This window comes from Corynebacterium renale (assembly GCF_002563965.1).
In the GTDB taxonomy this organism is placed as follows: domain Bacteria; phylum Actinomycetota; class Actinomycetes; order Mycobacteriales; family Mycobacteriaceae; genus Corynebacterium; species Corynebacterium renale.
Map to the genome: position 1 here is coordinate 696088 of NZ_PDJF01000001.1, position 25250 is coordinate 721337.

A 25250-nucleotide genomic window follows, 5' to 3' on the forward strand; every position below is an offset into this window, starting at 1 on the left:
CCCAACGACAGAGGAAAACCATGCGAAAACTCATAGCCGGGGCGTCAGCCACAGCGATGGCGTGTGCACTTGCCGCGTGCACCACGCCGACCGAGCCCGCCGCCCCCAGCACGACCACCGTTACCGCGCTCACCACCGTTACCGCAATGCCAGGCCCGTGCACTCCGGAGCTGATTACTAACGACGGCTACCAGTACGAAGAATTCGTCATGTTCTGCGACGGCACGTGGAAATATGCAGGCCAGCCCGCTAGTGATCACACGTGGTTCGCTCGGTGGGACGGCACTTCGTGGGTTCCTTACGCGAAGGACGGCGCGCACTCGATGAGCGCTCTCCCCTGCTATAACCCGGAAACCCTACGAAATGAGGGCCTGCCGGAGGCGATTATTCAGAAGTACCAGAACATCGGGCCGATTTGCGCTGACAGTCCAAACGCCTAACCACCTGCTTTTATACACCCACCCAGACAACCCGGGGGAAGTACTGCTATGCGCCTGCGAAAATCTTCTACACTTATCTGAACACAGTCAGACCAAAACTGAGGATGCATATGACGAACCCGTTCGATACCCCTCCGCCAGCGCCGGCACGGCGTTCTTTCCCGACGAAAATCGTAGCCATCATCGTAGCCGTAATCCTGGCCCTCGTCGCTGTTGGAGCGGTCATCTCCTTACAGAATAAAAAGCCTTCGAACTGCTCCATCGATGCCATCTTCGGCTCTTCCCTCACCGAGGCAGAAATCAAGGATATTCACAACGACTCCGAGTCCATCGAACTACCTTTCTGCAACGGCACGTGGGCGCACCTCACTATCGACGGTCACGACTTCATCACCGCCTGGACCGGCGAAAAGTGGGTCCCCTATGAGCGTAACCAGATTACGTTCCTCAGCCGTGGCTATTCATGCTTCCGCGAAAGCGGGCTACGTGCCGACGGCGCCCCCGACGAATTAATCGAACAGCTTAACCTGTGTTCTGCTGACGACGAAGCAACCTGGAGCAATCGATAATGCGTCGCGTCCTCACAACCGCCGCCGCCCTGATCCTCGGCCTCGGGCTCACGGCCTGCAGCGATAACCCGCCGCCAGCGCCGTATCTCGCCGAGGCAGCGAGCTCGACCGCGCAGACGACAACCAGCACATCCACCTCCTCTGAAGCCGTGACGACGACCGTTACCACCGTCGTCGCGAAGCCCAGCAAGGGCGAGTGTGCGCCCACCCGAGAAGAACTTCTTGCTAACGATCCATCTCCCGCGGGCGCAATCTTTTCGTCCTACTGTGATGGTCAGTATCAGGTAGCAGCAGGTTACGCTACAGATGGGAGCTCCCTACAACACTGGAACGGCGAAAAATGGGAATACATCAAGAGCACCGGAAAATACCCAGTGTCCATGAAGGCCTGTTTCTACGAGTCCGACCTCATCTCCCAGGGCGTACCAGCTGACGTTCGGGCGAAAGTTATGCCCCAACTTTTTACGTGCCCGACGTCCACACCTGAACAGCCCGCGCCAGCACCCGCTCCCGCCCCTTCCCCGGCTTCGAATCTGACCAATGTGTCGTGTGGCGGTGGCAGGTACGTGCTCATCGTCGAATCGGTTCTGGCGTACGATGGCCAGGATCCGAAACCGCTGGTTGATGCAGGTTTGGCGCGTCACCCCGGCGCGCTGGCTACTTCCCCGGGAGCGTGCCCTTCGCTACGCGGGCGTTACGACGGTGCCGACGTCTACCCCATATATAAGGACTACGGCAGTGACCGCGCTGGCGTCTGCGCGGCGCAGGCTCGTGGTGAGGGCAACGCCCGGGAGCTGAAAAGTAGTGTCGATAATTATGCGAGCCCCTGCTAGGAGGACACTATGAAGACTCGACTAGTCGGAGTCACAGCTCTCGCGCTCGGTCTCACCGTCGCTGGTTGTGGGACGGCACATAATAAGGCGCAGGAAGAACCCGAAGTCGTCACCGTGACCAGCACGATTACGGAGGAACCTACCCCGGAACCATCCACCGTGGTGGTCACGGAAACCTCAACGGCATCCCAGAACAGCGCAGCATGCGGAACCCAAGACGGTCTTACGGCAGTTCGGGAAAACATTCACACGCTGAAGCCTGACAAGTACCAGTGGGATGCTGATTGCCCCGACCTCAGCGGCTATGACCCGTGCGCGGACCTATCCTGGGCGGCCATCCATGTATATGGCGGGACTGGTTCCTCCCCGATTCATTTCATGCTCTTCCACAAGGGTGAATACGTGGGCACGGCTACCGAGCAGCCGGAAGGTCTTTTGCCCAGCGTTGATCGTCTCAGCGACGACGCTTTCCGAATCATCTACTCGGCTCCACGCGAAGGCGAAAGTAATTCAGAGGCCTCCGGGGCGTGGTATCGCGTATTCAACTGGTCGGACGCGGAAAACCGCGTCATCGGCAGTGAGCGCATCTCACCAGACTAAAGCAGCCATCTCGCACAAGGACAACACCATGGAAATCCGACCCGTTCTCGCGTGTGCAGCGCTTACTGCCAGCCTGGTTGTAGCTGGTTGTTCCGCCGAACCCACCCCGGCCTCTTATATTACGGAGTCAACATCGTCCACTCCGGAAGTTTCTACGGTCACGGTCACCGCAACGACCACTGCCCCTGCGCCGGTGGCTTCGTGTGGTTACCCGGACGGCGACACAGCTGTGCGGGCTAACCTTCACCAGTTGCAGCCGGTCCGGTCAGACTGGGATCCAGATCACGCGGATACCTCCGGATACGACGCGTGCGCGGACTTGTCGTGGGCTGTTATTTCGATTGAGCAAGGATCGTCGTCGTCCCCGTTCCAGATCATGTTGTTCCACCAGGGCGAGTACCTGGGGACGGGCACGCTGGATGCGTACGCCTTCATGCCGACAGTGACGCGCACCAGTGATAACAGTATTGCGGTGACGTACCATTACCCGCTCCCGGGTGAAAGCAACGCGATGCGTTCTGGAGAAACCCACGCAACCTTCACCTGGTCGGATGCAGAAAACCGGGTAATTATGGAAGGTGACGTCCCAGCAACCTAAGCCAGCACCCGGCCGGTCGGCGTGTCCCCGGCGGCCACGTCGGCGGGGGTTCCGTCGGCGATGATCCGCCCGCCGTCCGCGCCAGCGCCAGGGCCGACCTCAATGATCCGGTCCGCGGCAGCGAGCGCGGCCACATTGTGTTCGGCGATGATGACGGATGCGCCGGCGTCGACAAGCTCTTGGAGCCTGTCGATGAGCTTCGCAGTGTCCGCGGGGTGCAGGCCGGTCGACGGCTCGTCGAGCAGGTAAACGGTGTGCCCACGCCGCGATTTGGCCAGCTCGCGGGACACTTTGATGCGCTGCGCCTCACCACCGGAGAGCTCAGGCGCGCCCTGCCCGAGGCGCAGGTATCCCAAGCCCACGTCGTGGAGTGTGCGCAGGGCGCGGGAGATTTTCTCCTCGCCCTCAAAAACTGATAGCGCTTCCTCCACTGTGAGTCCGAGGACGTCCGCAATCGTGTACCCGTGCCACGTGACCTCGAGGGTTTCGTCCGTGTATCGCGCCCCGCCGCACGTGGGGCACGTGGTGTAGGAGCCCGGCAGGAAGACCAGTTCCACCTCTATTTGCCCCTCGCCGGAGCAGGTGGGGCATTGCCCTTCCTTGACGTTGTAGCTAAACCGCGACACACCCCAGCCGCGACGTTTCGCCTCGTCGGTGCGTGCGAAGAGGCGGCGGATGTCGTCGAAGAAGCCGGTGTAGGTGGCCACGCACGATCGCGGGGTCCGGCCGATGGGGTCCTGCGTAATTAATAGTGGGTTCTCCACTTGCTTCTCGACGGCCTCCAGCAGCGTCGTCTTCCCCGCACCCGATAACCCGGCGACGGTCGTGAACTGCCCGACCCCCAGGTTGACGTGGACGTCATCGAAGGAGCGTTCATCTACAACCACCTCCACGGTGCCCCGCGGTTCGCGGGGATTCTCATTGAGCACAGGCTTGGCACCGGCGGTGAGTTCGCGGTGCGTGGGCGAATCAATAGCGGCGTCCAGGTACTCGGCGACGGGCCCGCTGAACAGCACTTTTCCGCCACCTTCGCCGGCTTCTGGGCCCACGTCGACGATCCAATCGCATTGGGCGACCAAATTCATGTCGTGTTCCACCAGCAGCACCGTATTCCCCTGTTCCACGAAGGTGCGCACCACGGTGAATACGGCTTCGCGTTCTTCCGGGTGTAGGCCGGCGGTCGGCTCGTCGAGGACGTACGCCACCCCAAATAGGCCCGTCTTCAACTGGGACGCCAAGCGCAGGCGCTGCGTCTCCCCGCCAGAAAGCGTGCGTGCCGGACGGTCCAGGCTTAGGTGCCCAAGGCCCAGCTCAACGGCGGAATCCAGGATTGGGGCCAGGGCGTCGAGGAGGAGGCGTTCGGCTTCGCTGGCGGGGTCCGCGTGGTGGGTGGCCGTAATCTTCTGGAGTTCGGTAAGGGAGAGCGTCCCGAGTTCGTCGATAGGCATTCCCGCCCAGGTCACCGTGAGCGCTTCGCGGATGAGGCGGCGGCCGTCGCAAAGCGGGCACGTGCGCGCCTCCATGAAACCGAGCGTGCGTTTACGCAGGGTATCCGACTCCGTCTCCGCGAGTGTTTTGTTCAGGTACGAGGACACGGAACGCCATGTGCCCTCGTACGTCTTCTGCACCTGATCCTTGCCGCGGACCGGGTAAATCGTGACCACCGGCTGTTCCTCGGTGTAGAGTATCCATTCGCGCTGGTCAGCGGGGATGTCCTGCCACGGGGTGTCCATCGGGAAGCCGAGCTCCTCGAGGATGTCGTGGAAATTCTTGCCCGCCCACGCGCCCGGCCACGCGGCGATTGCCCCATCGTTGATGCTCAAAGTGGGGTCTGGGACCATGCTGGCCTCCGTGGCCACATACTCGGTGCCCGTTCCCTGGCACTGTGGACACATGCCGGCCGTCGTGTTCGGGGAGAAATGATCGGAATCCATATGGCCCACACCGTCGGGGTAGGTGCCCGCGCGCGAATACAGCAGGCGCACCGTGTTTGACATCGTGGAGACTGTGCCCACCGTCGAGCGCGCTCCACCCGCCGACGTATTCTGCTGCAACGCCACCGTCGGCGGCAGCCCATCAATCGCATCAACCTGCGGGTCCGTCGCCGAACCAATCAGCCGACGCGCAAACGGCGCCACCGACTCAAAATAGCGGCGCTGCCCCTCCCCATGAATCGTCCCGAACGCCAACGACGACTTCCCCGACCCCGAAATCCCCGCCACCGCAACCACCTGGCCACGCGGGATGTCCACATCCACCCCCTTCAAGTTATGGAGATGGGCACCGCGGACAGAAATCATTTCACTCACCCACCCCACCGTAGCGAGCTTCTCGACGCCCCGCCGGTCCTGATAGTATAGTGAGCCGATAAACGCATGCAGCTTAATACAGAAGGTTGACCACTATGCCTAAGGCAAAAATTACGACCACCGGCCAGCTGCCCTCCTCTACCCCAGGCAGCAACGCGAACCGCACCCCGGTGAAAATCAATACCGGCGGCACGCCCGTGTGGTACAAGGTCGTTATGTTCGGCCTTATGCTCATCGGCCTTGCCTGGCTGGTTGTGAACTACCTGGCCGGCGACAAGATCCCATTCATGATGGAACTCGGCCCCTGGAACTACGGCATCGGCTTCGGCTTCCTCATCGTTGGCCTGCTCATGACGATGGGTTGGCGCTAGAGAATTAGCCGGCACACCGGGCCCCGCTTATATGCGCGGGGCCCGGTTTTTTGTTGCGTTGGCCTTCTTCGCAGCTTGTTTGGGTGAAGTAAAGTGTGTCCGGCCGCGGTGGAGATTGCGCCATGACCACGCGGGGCGTCTCGGCTACACGAGGATTGCCGCGCGTGATACGAAAAAGACATTTTACCAGTTAGGCAACATTAAACCCCCAAGTGAATTTTTTCGGATGGCCGCAGAATGTCTTTTTTATATCATCGCCAGCCCCTCCGGAAACGATAGATACCCTCTTCAAGCTTGTGAGCCTGGGGATAAGCCGGATTGGAGGCGCACTTTCCTTCACAGCGTGGTTCTCATGCGGTAGGAGGACCACAAGCCCAGCACGAAGATCGCGATATAGCTGAGTACACAGCCAACGAAGAACAAGCCAGCTAGTAGGTCGGACAGGTCTGTGGCCTGCTCGCCCATCAAGGTGATCAGCACCGAATAGCTGTCATTGAAATCAGAGCTGTCTTGGACCATGAAGCCGAAAAGGAAGAACATGACTTGGTGCACAACCCACGCCCAGCTAACCGGCGTTGTGTAGTACTTTCGCCCAGTGGCCTCCTCGGTGCGCCACCCAAAAAGAAGCGCAACGCCCCACACGATGAGAAGCGGAATCGACGACATTGCAAACAGCAGCGTCATCACCCCCGGCATCCCCGTAATCAGCGGGCGCAGGAAAAGCAGCCACGCCAACAGGAGCAGATTAACGACGATCACCTGCGCCACACTTAGCCGGAAAGTACGCATGGGTTCCCCCTTTTCTCATCGCTCTTGGATTTGCTACTTATGTTAGCGGCAAAACCTGCGTTGTGCTGCACCATTTCAGCTAATATGCGTTCATATGTTCGAATTGTTGGTATTGGGTGTCTGCTTTATCTGATAGACCAAGTACCCACACATTCTTCCAAGGAGTCCTGCCATGAAACGCATCCATAGTAAGCGTCAGGTTGAAAACATCCTGGCCTCAATCGAAATCGACACCCCTCCGCTAAGCGAGGAAACCAGGCGACAGTGCCACCGGATCGCAGCCGGTGAGATCACCGCTGACGAAGCTATTGCTGCTATGCGGAAGCGGAAAGCAAGGCACTGCAATGAGCAGTAATCGGGAACGCTGGAACGAATTAATCTATCCAGAAACTGGAACTCTCCGTAACTTGAGCGGGGTAACTGATTACTACGTATGGCAAGACCAAGAAGCAGAACTGACTAGTTACCGCGCAATTGAGATCCCACCGGAAGGACTCGGTGGAGACACCGTGGCCGAATATCTGAAGCGCGTACACGGGCATCTTTTCCAGGATTGCTACTCGTGGGCTGGCCAGTTTCGTAATGTCCCCATGGCTAAAGCCAATGAAATCTTCGACGACGATGAGGTCCAGGAATTCATCGACCCCGAACACATCGAAGCCTTCCTAGCCACGATTGACGGTGATATTGAATCGCTTAGCGGCCTGGATTCTGACGCCTTGATCGAAACATTGGGAACCATTCATGCCAAGCTCAACGCTGTTCACCCTTTCCGTGATGGCAATGGGCGCACGACCCGGTTCGTCATGACAACGCTGGCCTATAAACACGGGATCGACCTGGACTGGCGGGACGCAAAACCTGGTGTACATTTCGCATCTATTGCTTCGATGCGCGATGAGACAATCCGCGCAGCCCCGTTCCATGCGCTGTATGGAGAAATCGCCACGCCTTTAGACGACATCGATGATGGTCAGCGGCCTTTTTATCCGGATACCAGCCTTCTGGACATGCTCGAGATAGACGCCAGTTAAACATCCACCAAGCTTTATAGCTTGCAACCACAAGGAGCAACCCATGATCTGGAAAGCAGACATAGCCAACGTCCTGAAAGCCTACGACCCGTCGGTGACCCAAGAGCAGATCGACAATCTCTACGACACCATGTACACCCAATGGAGTCAGCTCTGTGACCAGCTAGCTGATACCGAGTTGAAGGCTTTCAGAACCAAGTATGGCCAGGAACCCGGATACATGGAGACCGTATCGATTAGGCAGATGGGCGCTTTGCGGGCCAAGAATCAGATTTACGGAGCATATCTGGAGGGAATGAATCAGGAGATCGCTCAACGCCAAATTGAGGAAGACGAGTGGGACGAGGAGCAGTACCGCCTAGAGCAAGAAGCTCGCAAGCTCGAGAAATCCAAGAAAGTATTAATGCGCCCAAACGGGTGGAAGGAAGACCGCGACAAGATCGTCGTCGGCGAGTTGACGGAATACTACAGAGAGAGCCTATGGCCGGACGGGTCTCTACTGTTCGACGAGTTCCTGGAGGCACTATTGGAAAGGATCCAGTTCCTCAACGAACCGCTTCCGGAGACCCAGAAGGATCCAGAGTGGTTGTGGATCACCCAGCAGGTGAATCAAGCAGTGAAAGAGGAAATGCCGAAAATCGAGGCGTTAGTCAAAGAGTTAGCGCCGCTGAACGAAGCCAGACTCCTGGACGTAGAAACGCGGTTAGACTTCTTATGGAACAAGGTACTGCTTAGCAATGCGCTACCAAATCCTAAGTATCCGGAAATCCCGGGCGACAACAAGTTGCTCTAGCCGTCAAAACTCTTCACGCTCGGGAATTGCATCACCGCTTCACCGCGCCCAATGCTTCACCACCCGATACACTTTCGGGTATGAAAACAGCATGGGCTTTGTGGGACTGCGGTTCCGCCGCATTCAACGCGGTGTTGGTGACGTTCATTTTCTCGGTGTACCTCACGGATTCCGTCGGCGCCACCATCGACGCCTCCCAAACACCGTCGTTCTACTACAGCATCGCGCTCGCCATTGCCGGCGTCGCGATTGCCCTGGTAGCCCCGGTGATGGGTCAGCGTGCCGACGCCCGCGGCACCCGTCGAAAGTCCCTGATCCTGTGGACCCTCGTGACGATCGGCCTCATGGCCTCCCTCTTCCTCGTGCGCAACGACGCCGCGCTCTGGTTCTGGGTAGGCATCACAATCATGGCCGTCGCCTCCATCACGTTCGAGTTCGCCGAGGTCAACTACTTCGCCATGCTCAACCAAATCTCCACACCCGCCACGGTCGGTCGTATTTCGGGAGTGGGCTGGGCGCTCGGTTACGTGGGTGGCATCGTCGTACTGCTTCTATGTTTCATCCTCTTCATCTCCGGGGAGGGTGGCGCATTCGGGCTGCCCACAGAAGCCGGCCTGAACATCCGCCTCGTCGCCCTCTTCGCGGCGACCTGGTTCTTGCTCGCGGCCCTGCCCCTATTTTTCAAGGCACCACCCGCCCCGAAGACCGGCGAACAACTCTCCTGGGCTGGCTCCTACAAGAAACTGTGGGCGACCATCCGCCACCTGTGGATTAACGACCGCAATACCGCCTACTTCCTCATCGCATCCGCTGTTTTCCGCGACGGGCTCGCCGGCGTATTCACGTACGGCGCGATCCTCGCGGTAGCGGTCTACGGACTAGATAACAGTGACGTCCTGCTCTTCGGCGTGGCAGCGAATGTGGTTGCAGCGGCGGGTGCCGCGGCCGGCGGTTGGCTCGATGACCGCATCGGTCCGAAACCTGTGATTATGGGATCGCTCGTAGCCATGATCGTGGTCGCCGGCGTGCTGCTTTTCGGGGAAGGACCCACCATTTTCTGGATTTTCGGACTCCTGCTGTGCCTCTTTGTGGGGCCGGCGCAATCGGCGTCGCGTTCCTTCCTGGCGCGCCTCACCGATGAACAACATTCGGGGGAAATCTTCGGCCTCTACGCAACAACGGGCCGCGCGGTCAGCTGGTTGGCTCCGCTCATGTTCATGATTTTAACCGCCATCGGCGGAGATCGCCTAGGCATCGTGGGCATTGCCGTGGTACTGGCTGCGGGCGCGTTCTTGCTGGTCCCGGTGAAGCAGGAGAAGGTGTCCACCGCCAGTGCATAAAGTTATCCACAGGCTGTGGAGAATTTTGTGGAAAGTTTGTAATTCAGGATTCCACACCCTTTATCCACAGCCTGTGGATAAACCTGTTGACAAACTCCACAGTTCGCCAGGAAGTTCGAAATTACATGTTTTTCTTCGGGCAGAGGGACGTGCTTTCGAAAGTGCCCGCCCGGATTTTCGGTAAATTACAAGAATGTAGTTATCCACATTGTGGAGAAACCATGTGGACAATGTGAAATGACAAGAACCTGTGGGTAACTCCTCGAATATTCCACAAAAATACACCGAACCGCAGGTCACCGGCTGTGGATAAAAGAAAACCGCCCGGAGGCGGTAAATTACAAGTTTGTGAGAAGCCCGACCCAGGCGTGGGCATAAAAAACCGGCCACTTCCTTACCTAGAGGGAGGTGGCCGGATGGGCGTCGAGAAGCTTACTTCTTGATCTCGATGGACTCGATGACTACCGGGTCAACCGGGCGGTCCTGCATGCCGGTGCGCACGTTTGCGATCTCGTCGACGACCTTCTGCGAAGCCGCGTCAGTGACCTCACCGAAAATGGTGTGGTGGTTGTTCAGATGCGGGGTCGGTGCGACGGTAATGAAGAACTGGGAACCGTTGGTGCCAGGGCCCGCATTAGCCATAGCCAGCAGGTATGGGCGATCGAACTGGAGCTCTGGGTGGAACTCATCGGCGAAGCGGTATCCAGGGCCACCCATGCCGGTGCCGGTTGGGTCGCCACCCTGAATCATGAAGCCAGCAATAATACGGTGGAAGATCGCGCCGTCGTAGAACGGGCCTTCCTTCTCACCCTTGGCATTCTTCTCAGTGTAAGGAGCGGTGCCCTCAGCCAGGCCAACAAAATTCTCGACGGTCTGCGGCGCATGGTTGCCGAACAGCTCAATCTCAATGTCACCGTGGTTAGTGTGCATGATTGCAGTAGCAGTAGAAATACTCATGCCGGCCAGTGTAGGCGGAAAACTTCCCCACGTGCCACCTTTTCACACCTATGATAGTGACATGAACACACTCAGCATGGCCCTGACCGCACTGAACGCGTCGCGCAGCGCGCTTAGCGCACTCAACGAATACCGCGAGAAGAAACAATCGCAGGCCTACGATGCGCTTGTCGACGTCACCGAGAACCTCCCAGACGACCTCTCCAAAGAAGCCGGGGCTCTCACGGCCTCGGCGAAACGTCGGTTAGCACAGACCTGGGACAAAGCCACCGACGCCGCCTCCGACGCCGCTGAAACCGTTACCTCCGAAGCAAAGCGCCTCGGCTCCGACGGCAAGAAAATGTCCAAGCGCCTAGCCAAAAAAGCCGACAAGGCCGCAGACAAAGCCCGCGCGAAAGCACAGAAGAAGATTGACAAGGCGCGCGGCAAAAAGCCCTGGTGGCAGAAGCTTCTCCGCGCCCTAGGCATAACGGCCTTGGTTGCAGCGATTGCCACTTTGGTCGGCTGGGTCGTGGCAAAATTCCTGAACCGCAACGAAGAAGTCAGCGACACCCCACCGCGCGTCGAAGAACACCGCGAAGACGGCAAATCCCGCCTGGTGTACTCCACCGAAACACCAGCTGAAGAAACCGAAGAAGCTGAATCAGACGAGGCGTAGTAAACCCTCGTGATGATGGCCCGGAAGACAGTGCGCAGCCACAACCTTCCGGGCTATTTCCTTGTTCCCCATCTTTGCGGCGAATGCTTCGGCCATAGTGATCCCGTGATCGGGGGCTTCACGCAACACAATCGGGTCAGCAGGGCGGATCACGCCGGGACTCACCACGCGAAAATAGGCACCGCAATCACCGTGGGCGGTGAACTTTTTCAACCAGCCAGGGTGCTGCACCCACGCGGCAAATTTGGCGCACGGTGAACGCGGAACCGAAACCTCGAGAAGTACCTCGCCAATCTGCACCTGCTGGTTAATAACAAGGCGCGAAAGATCGATCCCCTCGGTGGTTAAGTTCTCCCCAAAAACCCCGTTGGGTAAGGAGCGGCCCAAGATACTTTCCCAGTAATCCAACTCCTCCCGCGCAAACGCGTACACGGCCTTCTGTTCGCCGCCATGGCATTGGGAGTCCCCGACGACGTCGTGAAGCACCCCAGAACCGTCACCATACTCCGGTCCCGGCGCGCTGACCTGCACATATGGTTGTGGCCGCTTATCGATGCCCGTCATCGCGTAACGAGGAACGCCACTGGGGCGGGGCTGCCCAATGTTGGTGGAAAGAACACGCATGCCCAACAGTGTAAAGGCAGCGCAACAGGTTAGCGCGCCGCTGCCTTACAGCGCGTGAGCAGCCGATCCCCAAGCCAATGCGCCAACACCGCGACGGCTGCGCCCACAAGCGCGGACGGGCCAGGAGCCAATAAACTGTAGACCGCAATATAAACAGCCACGAGGAGCACGTTTTCGCATACCTCTTGGACGACTGCTCGGTTTCTGCCACCCGGCGCCAGGACGGCGTTCACCACAACTCTGGCCATTAGACCAGCGACGATACTCAACCCCAGCGCAGCGAAGCCACAGGCGAGCAGGCGCCAGATTGAAACCCCGGACGCGCCCCCAGCAAGAAAAATCGCGCCAGCCCCCAACACAAAGGGGACCAGCGGAAACACAACGACCAGAAAAATTGCCAACCCAGACCACTGGCGCAGAGTTTTCCCCATAACAAACCCTCCTTCGCGCACAAGTGTAAGCACAATCGGCCGGGGTGTGCCCCAAAAATTTGTGGAGCATACGGGAATCGAACCCGTGACCTTCGCGTTGCGAACGCGACGCTCTACCAACTGAGCTAATGCCCCTGAACATTTGTGACGTTACTCCTGGTACACGCAGACGCAAAACCGGCGCCTTCCACCTGGAAGACGCCGGTTATTTTGTGGAGCATAGGAGAATCGAACTCCTGACATCCTGCTTGCAAAGCAGGTGCTCTACCAACTGAGCTAATGCCCCGCGCTCGGACTAGTTTAGTACACGGCTGCGCTCAGCTCCAAATAGTAAAGCACCGTGCCCTGGGAGGAGTGAATACATCCGAGAGCGCGCGACCTACAGAATATTCAATCATTCACAAAATAGTAAAAATAGTAAAGAATAGTAAAGCACCGCAACGCGTTCCTCGGCGCACGCGGTTCTGGGCCAAAGTGAACATTTGACAGCCAGTTTTATTTTATTCAGGAAGAAATTGGCCGAAACGGCTGTTAAATGTTTGATTTAGGCTTGGTCCTGGCAAATCCGCGGGCAAAGGACCATACTATCCCTCAAAGAAAGGGTAGTCCGTGTACCCGAGTGCGCCCTTCGCGTAGATTGTCTCGCTCACCAGCTCGTTCTCCGGCAGCTCATCGCGCCAACGACGCACCACGTCCGGATTCGCGATCACGGCCCTGCCGACGGAGACGGCGTCGGCAACGCCATCGGCCACGACGGATAGGGCTTCGTTGCGGGTGGTGGGCGTCGAGAAGCCGGTGTTGACGACGCACGGTGCGTCGAAAAGCGTGCGCAACTCCTGCACCAGCGCACCCGACGGCTCCTCGCTCAAGAGGTCGACGTGGTGCAGAGGCAGATCAGCGAGCCCCTCAGCCACCGCCACGTATACCTCGCGCGTAAACGCATCATCCGGTTCCAAGACGCCCTGCACGTTATGCTGCGGCGACAAGCGCAGGCCGGTACGTTCCGCTCCAATCTCCGCCGCTACCGCGCGCACCACCTCAATCACCATGCGCGCGTGATTCACCGCGCTGCCACCATATTCATCGTCGCGAATGTTGGACACTGGTGACAGGAACTGGTGCAGCAAATACCCATTCGCACCATGAATCTGGACCGCATCCATACCTGCGTCGATTGCCCGACGTGCAGCGGCCACGAAACCATCCGTGATCTCGCAGATCTCCGCGATGGTTAACGCCTCGGGCACCGGCGCAGGCACCTTGCCCGCGAACACGCGAATCGGATTCGGCGAAGCCAACGCGCTCGGAGCAACCGTGCGCCCCGACCCCGAAAGCTCAGGGTGCGAAACACGTCCACCGTGCATAATTTGCATCGCGATCTTGCCGCCCTCGGCGTGGACCGCGTCCGCGATCTTCGACCATTCGTCCTGCTGCTCCTGGGTTTCAATACCCGGCTGCCCATGCCACGTACGCCCCTCCAACACAGGCCAGGTGCCTTCCGTAACGATCAGTCCGACGCTCGCGCGCTGCACATAATACTGTTGCATCAACGCATTCGGCACCCCATCCTCGCCAGCGCGCAAGCGCGTCAGCGGCGCCATCACCAGGCGGTTTGTGCAGGTAGTCGGGCCAAACTGGATGGGGTCAAAGAGGGATGCGTTAGTCATGGGGGTTAAGGCTACCCGTGGGTAGCGTATGGACCAAAAAAGAAGAGGCCCGCATTTCTGCGAGCCTCTTCACACTGTGGAGCATAGGAGAATCGAACTCCTGACATCCTGCTTGCAAAGCAGGTGCTCTACCAACTGAGCTAATGCCCCATTGTTGCTGGTGGGCCTAGCAAGAATCGAACTTGCGACCTCATCGTTATCAGCGATGCGCTCTAACCGACTGAGCTATAGGCCCGTGCAACAGATAGATACTTTACGATACCACTCGAAGATTCCGCAAATCGCCAGTTCACAGGGCAAAAACGGAACCCTCCCGGGCCACTGGTGTGGGGCCGGGAGGGCGTCGATAAGCGGTCAGAGTGAGCCGCTAAACATCAATGCTGCGGGTCTCCGAGAGACTGACGCGCAGGCCTCCGAAGAGGTCCACGACGGCGTTGTAGATAACCGCCCCCAACGGGGCCATGATGGTCGCAGCGATCGCCATGATCGCACCCGCCAGCGCGGACACGCTCATGACCAGGCCAAACGTGACCTTCTGTTCGCCACCAACACCACCGATGACGGAATTGACGTTGTTCCAGACGCCCGTCGCGTCCAGACCCACGTAGAGGATCGCCACGCAAATCACCCACGCGACGAGCCCTACCAGCGACAAAGCCAGGCCAACACGGAAGGCCGACATGGGCGCGACCTTCGTGATCACAACTTCACGGTGTGCCATGGGTGCCCCTTTAGCTTTCGTCCGTTTCTACGCCAGGGATGTCCTCCAAGCCCTGCTGACCCTTGTTGCGGTCGGCTGGCCCGTCGACGTCGCCCTTAGCGACGGCCTCGGCTGCTTCCTCGCCCTCGCCCTCAACATTCTTGTCGATGGCAAAGAGTTCCACGTCATTTTCCAGGTTGACCAAGCGCACGCCCATCGTTGCGCGCGAGCTCGGGCGAATCTGGTTGACCTCGGTGCGGATGACACCACCGGCGGTGGTGATTGCGAAGATTTCGTCGTCCTCATCCACCGCGAGGGCACCAATGAGCTTGCCGCGCTTCGGGGTGTACTTGAAGGTCACAACACCCAGGCCACCACGGCCCTGCGCGTTGTATTCCTCCATCGCGGTGCGCTTACCGTAGCCGCCACTGGTTGCAACCAGCAGGTAATCGCCGTCGGTAACCACGCACATAGCCAGCAGTTGGTCCTCGCCGCGGAAGCGCATACCGCGGACACCGGCGGTGGCGCGGCCCATGGGGCGCAGCTGTTCGTCGTCGGCGGTGAAGCGGATGGACTGGCCCTCTTCGGAAACTAAGAGTAGATCATCCGTTTCCTCACACAGTGCCGCGCCGATGAGGGAATCGCCCTCGTTCAAATTGATAGCAATCAATCCGCCGGAACGGTTAGATTCGTAGTCCGCCAGGCGCGACTTCTTCACGCGACCATTCTTGGTAGCCAGCACCAGGTACGGGGCGTCCTCGTAGGACTGGATCTGGATAACCTGGGCAATCTTTTCTTCCGGCTGCAGTTCCAGCAGATTAGCCACGTGCTGGCCGCGCGCGGTACGCGTTGCTTCCGGCAGTTCGTAGGCCTTGAGGCGGTATACTCGGCCGAAGTTGGTGAAGAAGAGCAGCCAGTCGTGGGTGGAGGAGACGAAGAAGTGGCGGATAATATCGTCTTGCTTCAGCTCTGCCCCACGCACGCCCTTGCCGCCGCGCTTCTGTGACTTGTAGGCGTCGACCTTGGTGCGCTTTGCGTAACCGGTAGAAGTGATAGTCACTACTACGTTTTCACGGGCGATGAGGTCTTCCTCTGACACGTCGCCGGTAGCTGCAACGATTTCGGTGCGGCGCTCGTCGCCATACTTCTCGACGATCTCGCCCAGCTCATCACGCACAATCGCGCGCTGACGCTCTGGCTTTTCCAGGATGTCCTTGTAATCGGCGATCTCCGCCTCAACCTCGGCGAGTTCGTCCTCAATCTTCTTGCGCTCCAGCGCTGCCAGGCGGCGCAGCTGCATGGACAAGATGTGGTCTGCCTGCACGTCGTCGACGTCGAGGAGGTCCTTCAACCCTTCGCGGGCAATGTCGACGGTCGCGGATTGGCGGATCGTCTTGATGACTTCCTCGATGGCGTCGAGAGCCTTGACCAGGCCGCGCAGGATATGTGCGCGTTCCTCAGCCTTGCGCAGGCGGAACTGGGTGCGGCGCACAATGACTTCAATCTGGTGCGCCACGTAGTAGCGGATCATCTGATCCAGGCGCAGGGTGCGCGGGACGCCGTCGACAATCGAAAGCATGTTGGCGCCGAAGTTTGTCTGCAGCTGGGAGTGCTTGAACAGGTTGTTCAGCACCACGCGAGGCACTGCGTCGCGCTTCAGCGTGACGACGATGCGCATGCCCACGCGGTCGGAGGATTCGTCCTCAATCTTGGAGATGCCCGCCAGTTTGCCGTTGGAGACCTGCTCAGCGATGTTAGAGATCAGGTTGTCCGGGTTGACCTGGTACGGAAGCTCCGTAATAACGATGGTCTGGCGGTTGCCCTCCTGCTCGATGGAGGTCACGCCACGCATACGGATGGAACCGCGTCCGGTGGTGTAGGCATCCTTGATGCCCTGGTCGCCGACGATGAGCCCGGCCGTCGGGAAGTCTGGGCCCTTGATGAAGCTCATGCACGCTTCGAGCGTGGACTTTTCGTCCGCTTCCGGGTTTTCCAGGCACCAGAAGATGGCCTGCGCCAGTTCGGTGAGGTTGTGCGGCGGGATGTTCGTGGCCATACCGACGGCGATACCGTTGGAGCCGTTCATCAGCAGGTTGGGCACGCGCGATGGCAGGACGTCGGGTTCCTTGGTCTTGCCGTCGTAGTTGGGGTGGAAGTCCACGGTTTCTTCGCGGATATCGCGGACCATTTCCATGGCCAGTGGGGTCATGCGGCACTCGGTATAACGCATTGCTGCGGGGCCGTCGTTGCCGCGGGAACCAAAGTTGCCCTGGCCTTCGACCAACGGGTAGCGCATGTTCCAGTCCTGGGCGAGGCGCACCAGGGTGTCATAAATTGCGGCGTCACCGTGCGGGTGGAATTGACCCATGGTGTCCGCGACTGGGCGTGAGGACTTCACGAAGCCACGGTCGGGGCGGTAGCCGGAGTCATACATCGCGTACAGGATGCGTCGGTGGACGGGCTTCATGCCGTCTCGGACCTCGGGCAGGGCGCGCCCGACGATCACCGACATCGCGTAGTCGATGTAACTGGTCTGCATCTCCTCATTGATGTCAATGGGGTGGATGCGATCAAAGAGGGTCTCGCCGGACCCGTGATTATTGTCATCGCTCATAACCGCCCATATTACCGTCTACGCCCGGTTTTCGGGCTTTTCCTCCTTTTTGTGGTATCAGTTTGATACCATCACCGTATGGCTATGACGCTCCGACTCACCGCCGACCAAGACCGCGCGCTCACATTGCTGGCGCAGGCTCAGGGCTCCAGCAAGCACGAGGCCGCCGTCCGCGCAATCGTGTCCGCGGCTGCGCGCACACTCGCGGACGCGCAGGTCGCAGACGTTGCCCGCACTCTCCTGCCCGAATACCTCGACGCGGAGGCCCGCTTGCGATGAGCCTGGAGCAACTAGTTTTGCTTGCCGACGCCCTCCGGCCCCACACGCGGGCGAAGATAGTGGACTACCCCGCCCTAGCAGCCGTAGCGGGTGCCACGACCGCCCGCCTGCACGGGGTTCCGGTGCACATTTCCGTTGAGAACGCGGCGCGCACGGCTTCGCGCCTCATCCTGAAACTGCAGCCGCTGAGTAGCCACAATGAAACGTTTGCCCGCCTAGTTTCCGATACCATGCGTGAACTAGCCCTTGTCCGGGACATTAATTAAGGTGTGAAACATGAAAAAGACTGTGATTGCCGTGACTACCGCGCTCGCTGTTACCGTGGGCACTGTCGGCGTGACCCCAGCGAACGCCGCAACCGGTTCCTCTGACCCCGTCGCCGACCGCATGGCCCCGAATTACAATCCGCCAGCGGATCAGGGGTCTTCACTGACCGGATCCTCCCCCATCGATGTTGGGCTGATTACTGGTGGCGTCGTCCTGGGTTTGGGCGCCCTGGGCTTCCTCTACGAGCAGCTCCGCACCGGCAAGCTCGTCATCCCGGGTCTGGAAAATATTCAGCTTCCCGACCTCGGCCCGATTACGGGTTCCTCACAGATGTCCTCGAACCTCTCCTCAGAAGGTTCCCCGCTCGCCGAGCTGCAGAAGGCACTGTCTTCCCAGCAGTAGCGTGAGGTAGACCATATATTTCGGAGACGTTCCCAATTCGGGTTGCGCCTCCGATTTTTTATAGTAAACTCTGTTGCTGTTGTGGTTACAGTTAACTAGTGTGACTAAAGTTTCTTTAGGAAGCTCATTTCCTAGCGGCTGTGGCGGAAGAACCACAAAGAATTCGGACTGGACCGCGAACGTAGCGCATGTACGTTCGCGGTCGTCGTCTTTAATGTTTCACGTGAAACATGCGCTTAGCGACGTCGCAAAGCAACAATGAGCGCCGCCAGACCAAGCAGAACGCCCACCGCGCCAAGTCCCACTCCCCAGCCGGCGAGTGGCGAAGATTCTGCCGCTGGGGACTCTGCTGGGGCTGCAGCTTCGTGACTTTCGTGGCCCTCATGCGAATGACCGCCGTGCGAGTGCTCATCGCCCTGCTTTGCCGTAATCTGAACTGCCGGCGCCGGGTGCTTTTCCGAATGGTCCGCCGCATCCCACACGATCTCCCCCTGCTCACACGCCTGGGTGACCGGGAAAAGGAGCGCCTGGCCAGCCGCCGATTCAGCAGGCTTCACCGTCAGCGCGACGGAATCACGCAGAGTGTCCGGCAATGGAGTCTTCGCCTTGTAGGTCACGGATGTCACGCGGTCATTCTGCTGGTCAAGCGTGATATCCCAGGCCGGGTTCACGTTTGGCTTCACTTTTTCCACCCCGTCTGGGATGGCAAAAGTAAGGGCTGTCGTTGCGGAACCGTCACAACCGTGAGGAATGCCGAAAGAGATCGTGGAAAAAGTTCCTGCAGCTGCCTCGGAAGGCTCGGCGGACACGTGTGCAGATGCGGCAACGGGGTTAGCTAGGACGACCGTTACTGCTGCGACGGCGGCAATTTTCTTCATGCAATAAACTCCATTCGAAGGTTTCAGGGTAATTGGACCTCCATTAAGTCGCTCGCACGTTTTTTAAAGTTCCCTTGACTTTGGAAAAATTTACGGCCGCACAGGACTGCCCCCTGGCGGGTTGCCCGGCTAAGTACCCCTGAGCATGAGTTTTGCCACAGAAACCAGATCGAAAAACTTCTAATTTACATTCACGCTCGCACTTCCCGGTGACCGGAAAAGATATCGTGAAGATATAGAAAGATATCGCATAACAGCCCTGACCTGCACGAATAGCGTTTCCCGGGGAGATATCTTCACGCTATATCTTTCCGATATCTTTTTCGCGCAAGAATTCTGGCAAAAATTAATTACCTGGAGATATAGTGACAACTATGGCAAGCATCCCTCTCTACGTCGACGATGCCCTCACCGCTATCTACGAGGGTTCAACCGCCGACGCCCAAGAATCAATGACTCTCGAATTCAAGGAAGACCGCTCTTTTAAAACCGGGGATAAAGGGCGTGCAGGTCTCGTCGAGAAGCTCATTGACGAATCAGTATGCATGGCAAACAGCGACGTAGGCAGTGGATACATCATCGTCGGAGTCGCGGATAAAGTAAGTGGCCCCGAGGCATTCACTGGTACCCAGCTGGACCCGATAGATATACGACAACGTATATTCAGCCACACGGTTCCCAACATGCGCGTATTTGCTTCAACCGTTGAGCGTTTCGGGTCGAATCTACTAATCATTGAAATTCCGGAAGCCCTAGCCCTCTATTCCCGGAAGAGCGGCTCAGCGAAACGCCGTATCGATGACGGCCAATTCTCCTGCGCTCCAATGACTGAAGAGGAAAGACGAGCTATCGACCTTGCCCGCCGGAACACCGATTTTTCAAACACACTGTCACCCATCAATATCAGTGATCTTCGACTCGAAGTCATCGAAGAAACACGCAGAATTCTACGAGTACACCGGGAAAATAAAGGCGAAGATCTAGCCATTGCGCACACCACTTTCGGGCTGCTTCGCGAATTAGGTGTAGTCACAGAAGAGGGAATACTGAAGAAGGCAGGAGAAATCCTTCTTGCGGACCCTGCACCAACCGAGGTGACCATCAGGCACTTATGGCGCGAAATCCCCGGCGACGATCCAGTGGCAACAGAAATCTCAGATCCTTTAGTGCTCGCCTTACCGCGTTTGAGAAGGCTCATTGCGGAAAACAGCTCTCAAGAGATCGACCGCGTACTTTTTGATAACGGCCAGGAAACCGCAATTTCCCGGTTCCCGGGACAAGCCATCGATGAAGTCATTTCTAATGCCGTCATTCACCGTGACTGGCAGGATCCACGACCAGTTGTTATTGAACAATCCCGCAAAGTCCTCAAAGTAACCTCCCCGGGACCACTGCCACCGGGCGTAAAAGTAAACAAACTGTTGACGATGCCTTCAGTCCCCCGAAATAACCGGCTTATGGGGGCTATGCGTACGCTGGGCCTGGCTGAAGAAAACTCACGTGGCTTCGACCGCATGTGGGCCGCAATGATTCGTACTGGGCGCGAGGTGCCTGAGGTAACTGCCACCTCGTCTTTTGTCTCGGTAATACTTGCAGCGCAGCAGCCAGACATATCCTTCATCAAGGGGCTCAACCGCCTCGCCGAAGAATTTGGCGACCACATTATCAATAATGTGAACACCCTCATCGTCCTATGGCATTTGAATACCTCCCCGGTCATTACTCGGGCAACCGCGAAGCTGAAAACACAAACATCAGACAATGAAATATCTGAGTTCATGGATGTTGTTCAATCCTGCGGCATCCTTACACAACTCTCCCCCGACGAGTGGGTCCTCAGTGATAAGGCGCGCGAACTTCTTTCCCCACAGACCAACGACGCTATGTCTGTGGAGGAATGGATTAACGGTCGCCTCAAGGCACGTATACCGCTTACCTCTGCAGATATCGCTTCTTATGCCGGAATTAGCGCACCTGAAGCCGGCCGAATACTGCAAAACCTGAAGAATGAGGGCAAGATTGTCATCGATCCGACAGGGCCTGCGCGCGGCCGTGGTACCCGTTGGATTCCCGCCGAAAAGATATCGTGAAGATATAGAAAGATATCGTATAACAGCCCTGAACTGCACGAATACGGTTTCCCACGGAGATATCTTCGCGCTATATCTTTCCGATATCTTTTTCGCGAAAGAATTCTGGCAAAAATTAATTACCTGGGGATATAGACCGCGTTGCTATGCTCGCGGACTATGAAAGCTTCGCATTGGGACAAGCAGGCCGCCGGCTGGGCGGGACGCCTCGAAGGGACGCGGGACCTACTCCTCGAAGTAATAGATGAATTCTCAGTTCTGCATCAGGGCGCGTCGGTCCTAGATATTGGGTGCGGACCCGGCTGGCACCTCAAGAAAATGGCCCCGCGCATCGCCGAGGGCGTAGGGCTGGACATCTCCTCCGGCATGATCGCCGAAGCGAACAAAAGCCGCGCCGCACACCTGACGTTCCACGTCCACGACTGGGCCGCACCCCTCCCCCGCGACATCCAGGGGCGAAAGTTTTCCACCGTCATCTCCAACCGAAACCCCGGCATGAACACGCCCGCTGACCTGCAGAAAGCAGTAGCGCTTGCGGAAGAATGGTGCATCATTTCCACACCTATCGCCCGGCGCACCAGCCTGCTCACCGAATGCCTCGCCCGGACCGGGCAGGAGGAACATGGTGGTGGCGGAAGGGCGTCGATAAGCAAGCTCGTGGGGTGGGCACTGTCTGAAGGGTTTCTGCCGCAACTGCGGTACGCGCGGCGCGTCAGCTCGCGGTGGCTAGACCGCGACGGCGTCCGCACCGAGGCGCAGCGCTATGCGCGCAGGTACGGCTCATCGCTTATCGACGTCGCCGACACCATCTTCAACGAGCAGCAAGAAGGCGGCCGGATCCCATTCGAACTGGATATGACGTTCGCCCTGGCCATCTGGGATGTGCGCGAAACCGCCGCAACCCTGGACCCGGAAATCCAGGTGCAGCGGAAAGGCTACTCCAGCCCGATGAGCGCGCAGCCCTTTTTTACAAAAACACCGATTTCTAGCAATTAGCACGCCCCACCGGTGCCCCTTATTTATAAAAATCGCGATTTTTAACAATAAGACCGCCCCGACGCACGCGTTTATTTATATTCGCCCCACGCTGAAGACTTGTGGAACAATGGCTGGCATGGATTTATCCGTATTACTAGACGAAACCCGCCGCGCTCCCCTGGTCTCCGACCTGAGCGCCCTCGTTGACCGCACGATCTCCGAACAATCCGGAATCACCGGCATGGCTATCAAGGGTGCGGCAGCAGCTGCGAAGAAACTCCAGGCAGACATCGTTCCCGTAGGCGTCAACCGGCTCCTACCCAACCTGTTGGGCAGCCTGCAGCCACACGCCGATGCAGCCGCCGCAGCTGATGCCGAATTCGGCGCTTACCTGGCCAACAACGTCGAGGCTGTTACCGGGGACCTTCTCAAGGTTGGTGACGACGCCATCGCTAATTCCGATAACGCCGCGGTTCACCGCATCTACAAGACCGTACGCGGCAAGGCGTCCTCGCTCATTGAACCCGTCCTGCCGGAGTTGGGTGCGCTCATCGAGCGCCACTACACCGCGAAGTAGGCAGTGCGGCGGCCGGGAGGGCGTCGATAAGCAATAAAAAATGGGCCACACGAATGTGGCCCATTCTCGCGTTTTTAGACGTCCAGGAAACGGACATCCTTCGCGTTGCGGGTAATGAACGAACGACGCGATGCGACGTCATCGCCCATGAGGATCGAGAACAGTTCGTCCGCGCGCTCCGCATCGTGCAGGTCCACGCGGCGCAGGATACGGGTCTCTGGGTTGAGGGTGGTTTCCCACAGCTCGTTCGCGTTCATCTCGCCCAGGCCCTTGTAGCGTTGGATGCCGTCGTCGGTGTTGATCTTCCGACCAGCAGCCAGGCCTTCCTCGAGCTCACGGTCGCGTTCCTCATCGGAGAAAGCGTAACCCGGTTCACCCTTCTGCCACTTCAGCTTGTACAGCGGTGGGTTCGCCAGGAATACGTGCCCTTCCTCAACCAACTGCGGCATGAAGCGGAACAGTAGGGTGAGCAGCAGCGTTGCGATGTGCTGGCCGTCGACGTCAGCGTCGGCCATGAGCACGATCTTGTGGTAGCGCAGCTTCTTGATGTCGAACTCGTCGTGGATACCGGTACCCAGCGCGGTGATAATCGCCTGGACCTCGGCGTTCTTGAGCACGCGGTCGAGGCGGGCCTTCTCCACGTTCAAAATCTTGCCGCGCAGCGGGAGGATCGCCTGGTACATGGAATCGCGGCCGCCCTTTGCGGAACCGCCTGCGGAGTCACCCTCCACGATGTAGAGTTCGGACTTCTCCGGGTCCTTGGAACGGCAGTCCGCGAGCTTGCCGGGCAGGCCACCCAAATCGGTTGGGGACTTACGGCGCACCAGGTCACGGGCACGTCGTGCAGCCTGGCGGGCATGCGCCGACGACATCGCCTTGTTCACGATGAGCTTCGCCTCAGCAGGGTTCGCCTCCAGCCAGTCGCCGAAGTGCTCGTACAGCGCCTTGTGTACGAAGGAACGGATCTCCGTGTTGCCCAGCTTGGTCTTCGTCTGGCCCTCGAACTGCGGATCAGAAACGCGGACGGAAATGACGGCGGCGAGGCCCTCACGGCAGTCGTCACCAGTGAGGTTGGATTCCTTCTCCTTGAGCAGCTTGTGGTCGCGCGCGTAACGGTTAATCACCGAGGTCAGCGCGGAACGGAAGCCCTCTTCGTGGGTGCCGCCCTCAATCGTGGCGATCGTATTAGCAAACGTGTGGACGGATTCCTTGTAGGAAGCGTTCCACTGCATCGCCAGTTCGAGTTCCTCGGTCTCGCCCTTAACATCAATCGAGATGACGGTCGGCTGGATGGGTGAATTCTTGGCGTTGAGGTACTCAACGTAATCAACCAGGCCGTTCGGGTAGTGGAAGACGCGCTTCTTTTCCAGCTTCTTGGCCTTCGCAGGCTTGTTGTCGTCATCGCTGGACGCGGCCTCAAGGTCAGCTGCCTCGTCGATAGCGTCTAACGACGGCGCCGTGTCGCCTTCCTCAGCGAGAGCTTCAAGCTCCAGCTCCTCTTCGGTGACGCGCTCATCCTTCAGGGTGATCGTCAGGCCCTTATTCAGGAAGGCCATCTCCTGGAGACGCTTCGCAATGGTATCGAAGTTGAACTCGGTGGTCTCAAAGATTTCCGCATCCGGCCAGAAACGAATCGACGTACCGGTACCGCGTGCGTTGCCGCCCTCCTTGAGTGGCTCCGGCTCCGCATTGTTGAATTCCTGATACCAGTGCTTGCCGTCACGCTTAATATCCGCCTCAACACGGGTGGACAGGGCGTTCACCACGGAAATACCCACGCCGTGAAGACCACCGGAAACTGCGTAGGATTCGGAGTCGAACTTACCGCCGGCGTGCAGCTGCGTCATAACAACCTGCACGGTAGGAACGCCGGACGCGTGCATTTCGACGGGGATACCACGGCCATCATCGGTGACCTGAACGCCGCCGTCGGCAAGCAAAGTCACGTCGACCTTGGATGCGTAGCCGGCCATCGCTTCGTCGACAGAGTTGTCAACGACCTCCCACACCAAGTGGTGCAGGCCACGCGAGCCGGTCGACCCGATGTACATGCCGGGGCGTTTACGCACCGCCTCAAGACCCTCAAGGATAGTAATCGATGAGGCATCGTAATCATGCTGTTCAGTGGCCACGTGTACCCTGATCTCCTCGCTAAAAACGGTTAAGACTGTTCGATTGTACACCCACGTACGCCCCCACTAGGGGCATGCTTCGGCGCGTCGAACGGCCATCTGGGGCCGTCTGCGCGAATCGCCGATGCCGTGCAAGTGCTAAATGCCTTAAATTTTAGCATATGAGCAGGACGAACGGGACGGGCCGGCGCAGGCTGGGGGCTGGTGGGTGCGCGGCGGGCTTACGCTTGAGCCGCGTTTCCGGCTGTCCTTACCAGCCAGGCTTAATATCCCAGGTCGCGGCCACCCGGGCGAGCACGCGCGACCAGGCATGTTAATCG

General features: G+C 58.5%; 27 protein-coding genes and 4 tRNA genes. 17 read left to right on the forward strand and 14 right to left on the reverse strand.

The window, feature by feature from the left end:
• Nucleotides 1–20: 20 nt before the first annotated feature.
• From ATK06_RS03335 to ATK06_RS03355, 5 genes are all read left to right on the forward strand, one after another.
• Entirely contained in the window at nucleotides 21–440 is a 420-nt protein-coding gene (locus ATK06_RS03335; protein ID WP_048378648.1) for a hypothetical protein, read from the forward strand.
• Between the two features lie 110 nt (nucleotides 441–550).
• Complete coding sequence (locus ATK06_RS03340; RefSeq protein ID WP_048378646.1) at nucleotides 551–1009, forward strand: hypothetical protein; 459 nt, start codon at nucleotides 551–553, stop codon at nucleotides 1007–1009.
• The gene (locus tag ATK06_RS03345) at nucleotides 1009–1842 is read left to right on the forward strand and encodes a hypothetical protein (RefSeq protein WP_053072550.1); all 834 of its coding nucleotides are present in this window, start codon (nucleotides 1009–1011) and stop codon (nucleotides 1840–1842) included. Before ATK06_RS03340 ends, ATK06_RS03345 begins: the two co-directional genes overlap by 1 nt.
• Nucleotides 1843–1851: 9 nt before the next feature.
• On the forward strand, nucleotides 1852–2442 hold the full coding sequence (locus ATK06_RS03350; RefSeq protein WP_053072549.1) for an LppP/LprE family lipoprotein: 591 nt from the start codon (nucleotides 1852–1854) through the stop codon (nucleotides 2440–2442).
• A 28-nt stretch (nucleotides 2443–2470) separates the two neighbouring features.
• Nucleotides 2471–3040 carry an LppP/LprE family lipoprotein gene (locus ATK06_RS03355; RefSeq protein WP_083985868.1) on the forward strand — a complete coding sequence of 190 codons (570 nt, stop codon included), beginning with the start codon at nucleotides 2471–2473 and terminating at the stop codon, nucleotides 3038–3040.
• Here the strand turns inward: ATK06_RS03355 and ATK06_RS03360 are convergent.
• A complete protein-coding gene (locus ATK06_RS03360; RefSeq protein WP_098388842.1) occupies nucleotides 3037–5340 on the reverse strand; it encodes an ATP-binding cassette domain-containing protein in 2304 nt (767 codons plus the stop codon). The two genes, ATK06_RS03355 and ATK06_RS03360, sit on opposite strands and share 4 nt — an antisense overlap.
• Nucleotides 5341–5444: 104 nt before the next feature.
• Here ATK06_RS03360 and crgA point away from each other — a divergent pair, with 104 nt between their 5' ends.
• Entirely contained in the window at nucleotides 5445–5720 is a 276-nt protein-coding gene (gene crgA / locus ATK06_RS03365) for a cell division protein CrgA (protein WP_048378642.1), read from the forward strand.
• A 336-nt stretch (nucleotides 5721–6056) separates the two neighbouring features.
• Here the strand turns inward: crgA and ATK06_RS03370 are convergent, their stop codons facing one another.
• Entirely contained in the window at nucleotides 6057–6509 is a 453-nt protein-coding gene (locus ATK06_RS03370; RefSeq protein ID WP_048378640.1) for a hypothetical protein, read from the reverse strand.
• Nucleotides 6510–6681: 172 nt separating this feature from the next.
• Here ATK06_RS03370 and ATK06_RS03375 point away from each other — a divergent pair, with 172 nt between their 5' ends.
• From ATK06_RS03375 to ATK06_RS03390, 4 genes are all read left to right on the forward strand, one after another.
• A complete protein-coding gene (locus ATK06_RS03375) occupies nucleotides 6682–6864 on the forward strand; it encodes an antitoxin VbhA family protein (RefSeq protein WP_048378638.1) in 183 nt (60 codons plus the stop codon).
• On the forward strand, nucleotides 6854–7543 hold the full coding sequence (locus ATK06_RS03380) for a Fic/DOC family protein (protein ID WP_098388843.1): 690 nt from the start codon (nucleotides 6854–6856) through the stop codon (nucleotides 7541–7543). Before ATK06_RS03375 ends, ATK06_RS03380 begins: the two co-directional genes overlap by 11 nt.
• Before the next feature lie 43 nt (nucleotides 7544–7586).
• The gene (locus tag ATK06_RS03385) at nucleotides 7587–8336 is read left to right on the forward strand and encodes a hypothetical protein (protein ID WP_048378634.1); all 750 of its coding nucleotides are present in this window, start codon (nucleotides 7587–7589) and stop codon (nucleotides 8334–8336) included.
• 80 nt (nucleotides 8337–8416) lie between these two features.
• The gene (locus tag ATK06_RS03390) at nucleotides 8417–9676 is read left to right on the forward strand and encodes an MFS transporter (RefSeq protein ID WP_098388844.1); all 1260 of its coding nucleotides are present in this window, start codon (nucleotides 8417–8419) and stop codon (nucleotides 9674–9676) included.
• Nucleotides 9677–10108: 432 nt separating this feature from the next.
• Here the strand turns inward: ATK06_RS03390 and ATK06_RS03395 are convergent, their stop codons facing one another.
• Entirely contained in the window at nucleotides 10109–10633 is a 525-nt protein-coding gene (locus ATK06_RS03395) for a peptidylprolyl isomerase (RefSeq protein WP_048378632.1), read from the reverse strand.
• A 61-nt stretch (nucleotides 10634–10694) separates the two neighbouring features.
• Between ATK06_RS03395 and ATK06_RS03400 the strand changes: the two genes are divergently transcribed.
• Nucleotides 10695–11291, forward strand: coding sequence for a hypothetical protein (locus ATK06_RS03400; RefSeq protein ID WP_098388845.1), 597 nt, complete (start codon nucleotides 10695–10697; stop codon nucleotides 11289–11291).
• On the opposite strand, the gene ATK06_RS03405 is transcribed toward ATK06_RS03400, so the two are convergent.
• From ATK06_RS03405 to gyrA, 9 genes are all read right to left on the reverse strand, one after another.
• Nucleotides 11277–11915, reverse strand: coding sequence for an MOSC domain-containing protein (locus tag ATK06_RS03405; protein ID WP_048378760.1), 639 nt, complete (start codon nucleotides 11913–11915; stop codon nucleotides 11277–11279). The genes ATK06_RS03400 and ATK06_RS03405 overlap by 15 nt on opposite strands.
• 29 nt (nucleotides 11916–11944) lie before the next feature.
• Complete coding sequence (locus tag ATK06_RS03410) at nucleotides 11945–12346, reverse strand: hypothetical protein (RefSeq protein ID WP_048378628.1); 402 nt, start codon at nucleotides 12344–12346, stop codon at nucleotides 11945–11947.
• A 62-nt stretch (nucleotides 12347–12408) separates the two neighbouring features.
• Nucleotides 12409–12481: transfer RNA gene (locus tag ATK06_RS03415), tRNA-Ala, on the reverse strand.
• 78 nt (nucleotides 12482–12559) lie between these two features.
• Nucleotides 12560–12632, reverse strand: a tRNA-Ala gene (locus ATK06_RS03420).
• 298 nt (nucleotides 12633–12930) lie between these two features.
• Nucleotides 12931–14013, reverse strand: coding sequence for an alkene reductase (locus tag ATK06_RS03425; protein WP_048378627.1), 1083 nt, complete (start codon nucleotides 14011–14013; stop codon nucleotides 12931–12933).
• Nucleotides 14014–14090: 77 nt separating this feature from the next.
• Nucleotides 14091–14163, reverse strand: a tRNA-Ala gene (locus tag ATK06_RS03430).
• Between the two features lie 8 nt (nucleotides 14164–14171).
• Nucleotides 14172–14248: transfer RNA gene (locus tag ATK06_RS03435), tRNA-Ile, on the reverse strand.
• A 132-nt stretch (nucleotides 14249–14380) separates the two neighbouring features.
• A complete protein-coding gene (locus ATK06_RS03440) occupies nucleotides 14381–14734 on the reverse strand; it encodes a DUF3566 domain-containing protein (RefSeq protein WP_048378624.1) in 354 nt (117 codons plus the stop codon).
• Between the two features lie 10 nt (nucleotides 14735–14744).
• Nucleotides 14745–17327, reverse strand: coding sequence for a DNA gyrase subunit A (gyrA, locus tag ATK06_RS03445; protein WP_048378622.1), 2583 nt, complete (start codon nucleotides 17325–17327; stop codon nucleotides 14745–14747).
• Nucleotides 17328–17405: 78 nt separating this feature from the next.
• On the opposite strand from gyrA, the gene ATK06_RS03450 reads away from it, so the two are divergent.
• From ATK06_RS03450 to ATK06_RS03460, 3 genes are read left to right on the forward strand one after another with little or no spacing between them, the layout of a single operon-like run.
• Entirely contained in the window at nucleotides 17406–17606 is a 201-nt protein-coding gene (locus tag ATK06_RS03450; protein WP_048378620.1) for a CopG family transcriptional regulator, read from the forward strand.
• Nucleotides 17603–17872 carry a TetR family transcriptional regulator gene (locus ATK06_RS03455; protein WP_098388846.1) on the forward strand — a complete coding sequence of 90 codons (270 nt, stop codon included), beginning with the start codon at nucleotides 17603–17605 and terminating at the stop codon, nucleotides 17870–17872. The genes ATK06_RS03450 and ATK06_RS03455 overlap by 4 nt, the downstream gene beginning before the upstream one ends.
• Before the next feature lie 10 nt (nucleotides 17873–17882).
• Nucleotides 17883–18275 carry a hypothetical protein gene (locus ATK06_RS03460; protein WP_048378616.1) on the forward strand — a complete coding sequence of 131 codons (393 nt, stop codon included), beginning with the start codon at nucleotides 17883–17885 and terminating at the stop codon, nucleotides 18273–18275.
• A 236-nt stretch (nucleotides 18276–18511) separates the two neighbouring features.
• Here the strand turns inward: ATK06_RS03460 and ATK06_RS03465 are convergent, their stop codons facing one another.
• Nucleotides 18512–19153 carry a YcnI family protein gene (locus ATK06_RS03465; protein ID WP_098388847.1) on the reverse strand — a complete coding sequence of 214 codons (642 nt, stop codon included), beginning with the start codon at nucleotides 19151–19153 and terminating at the stop codon, nucleotides 18512–18514.
• A 374-nt stretch (nucleotides 19154–19527) separates the two neighbouring features.
• On the opposite strand from ATK06_RS03465, the gene ATK06_RS03470 reads away from it, so the two are divergent.
• The 3 genes from ATK06_RS03470 (at nucleotide 19528) to ATK06_RS03480 (ending at nucleotide 22798) form a co-directional block, all read left to right on the forward strand.
• The gene (locus ATK06_RS03470; RefSeq protein ID WP_098388848.1) at nucleotides 19528–21243 is read left to right on the forward strand and encodes an ATP-binding protein; all 1716 of its coding nucleotides are present in this window, start codon (nucleotides 19528–19530) and stop codon (nucleotides 21241–21243) included.
• A 159-nt stretch (nucleotides 21244–21402) separates the two neighbouring features.
• A complete protein-coding gene (locus tag ATK06_RS03475) occupies nucleotides 21403–22239 on the forward strand; it encodes a class I SAM-dependent methyltransferase (RefSeq protein WP_098388849.1) in 837 nt (278 codons plus the stop codon).
• Nucleotides 22240–22357: 118 nt separating this feature from the next.
• Nucleotides 22358–22798 (forward strand): DUF6918 family protein, encoded by a 441-nt coding sequence (locus ATK06_RS03480; RefSeq protein WP_048378758.1) that lies wholly within the window; start codon nucleotides 22358–22360, stop codon nucleotides 22796–22798.
• Nucleotides 22799–22872: 74 nt separating this feature from the next.
• Here the strand turns inward: ATK06_RS03480 and gyrB are convergent, their stop codons facing one another.
• Nucleotides 22873–24930, reverse strand: a complete 2058-nt coding sequence (gene gyrB, locus ATK06_RS03485) for a DNA topoisomerase (ATP-hydrolyzing) subunit B (protein WP_048378612.1) — start codon at nucleotides 24928–24930, stop codon at nucleotides 22873–22875.
• Nucleotides 24931–25250 lie beyond the last annotated feature (320 nt).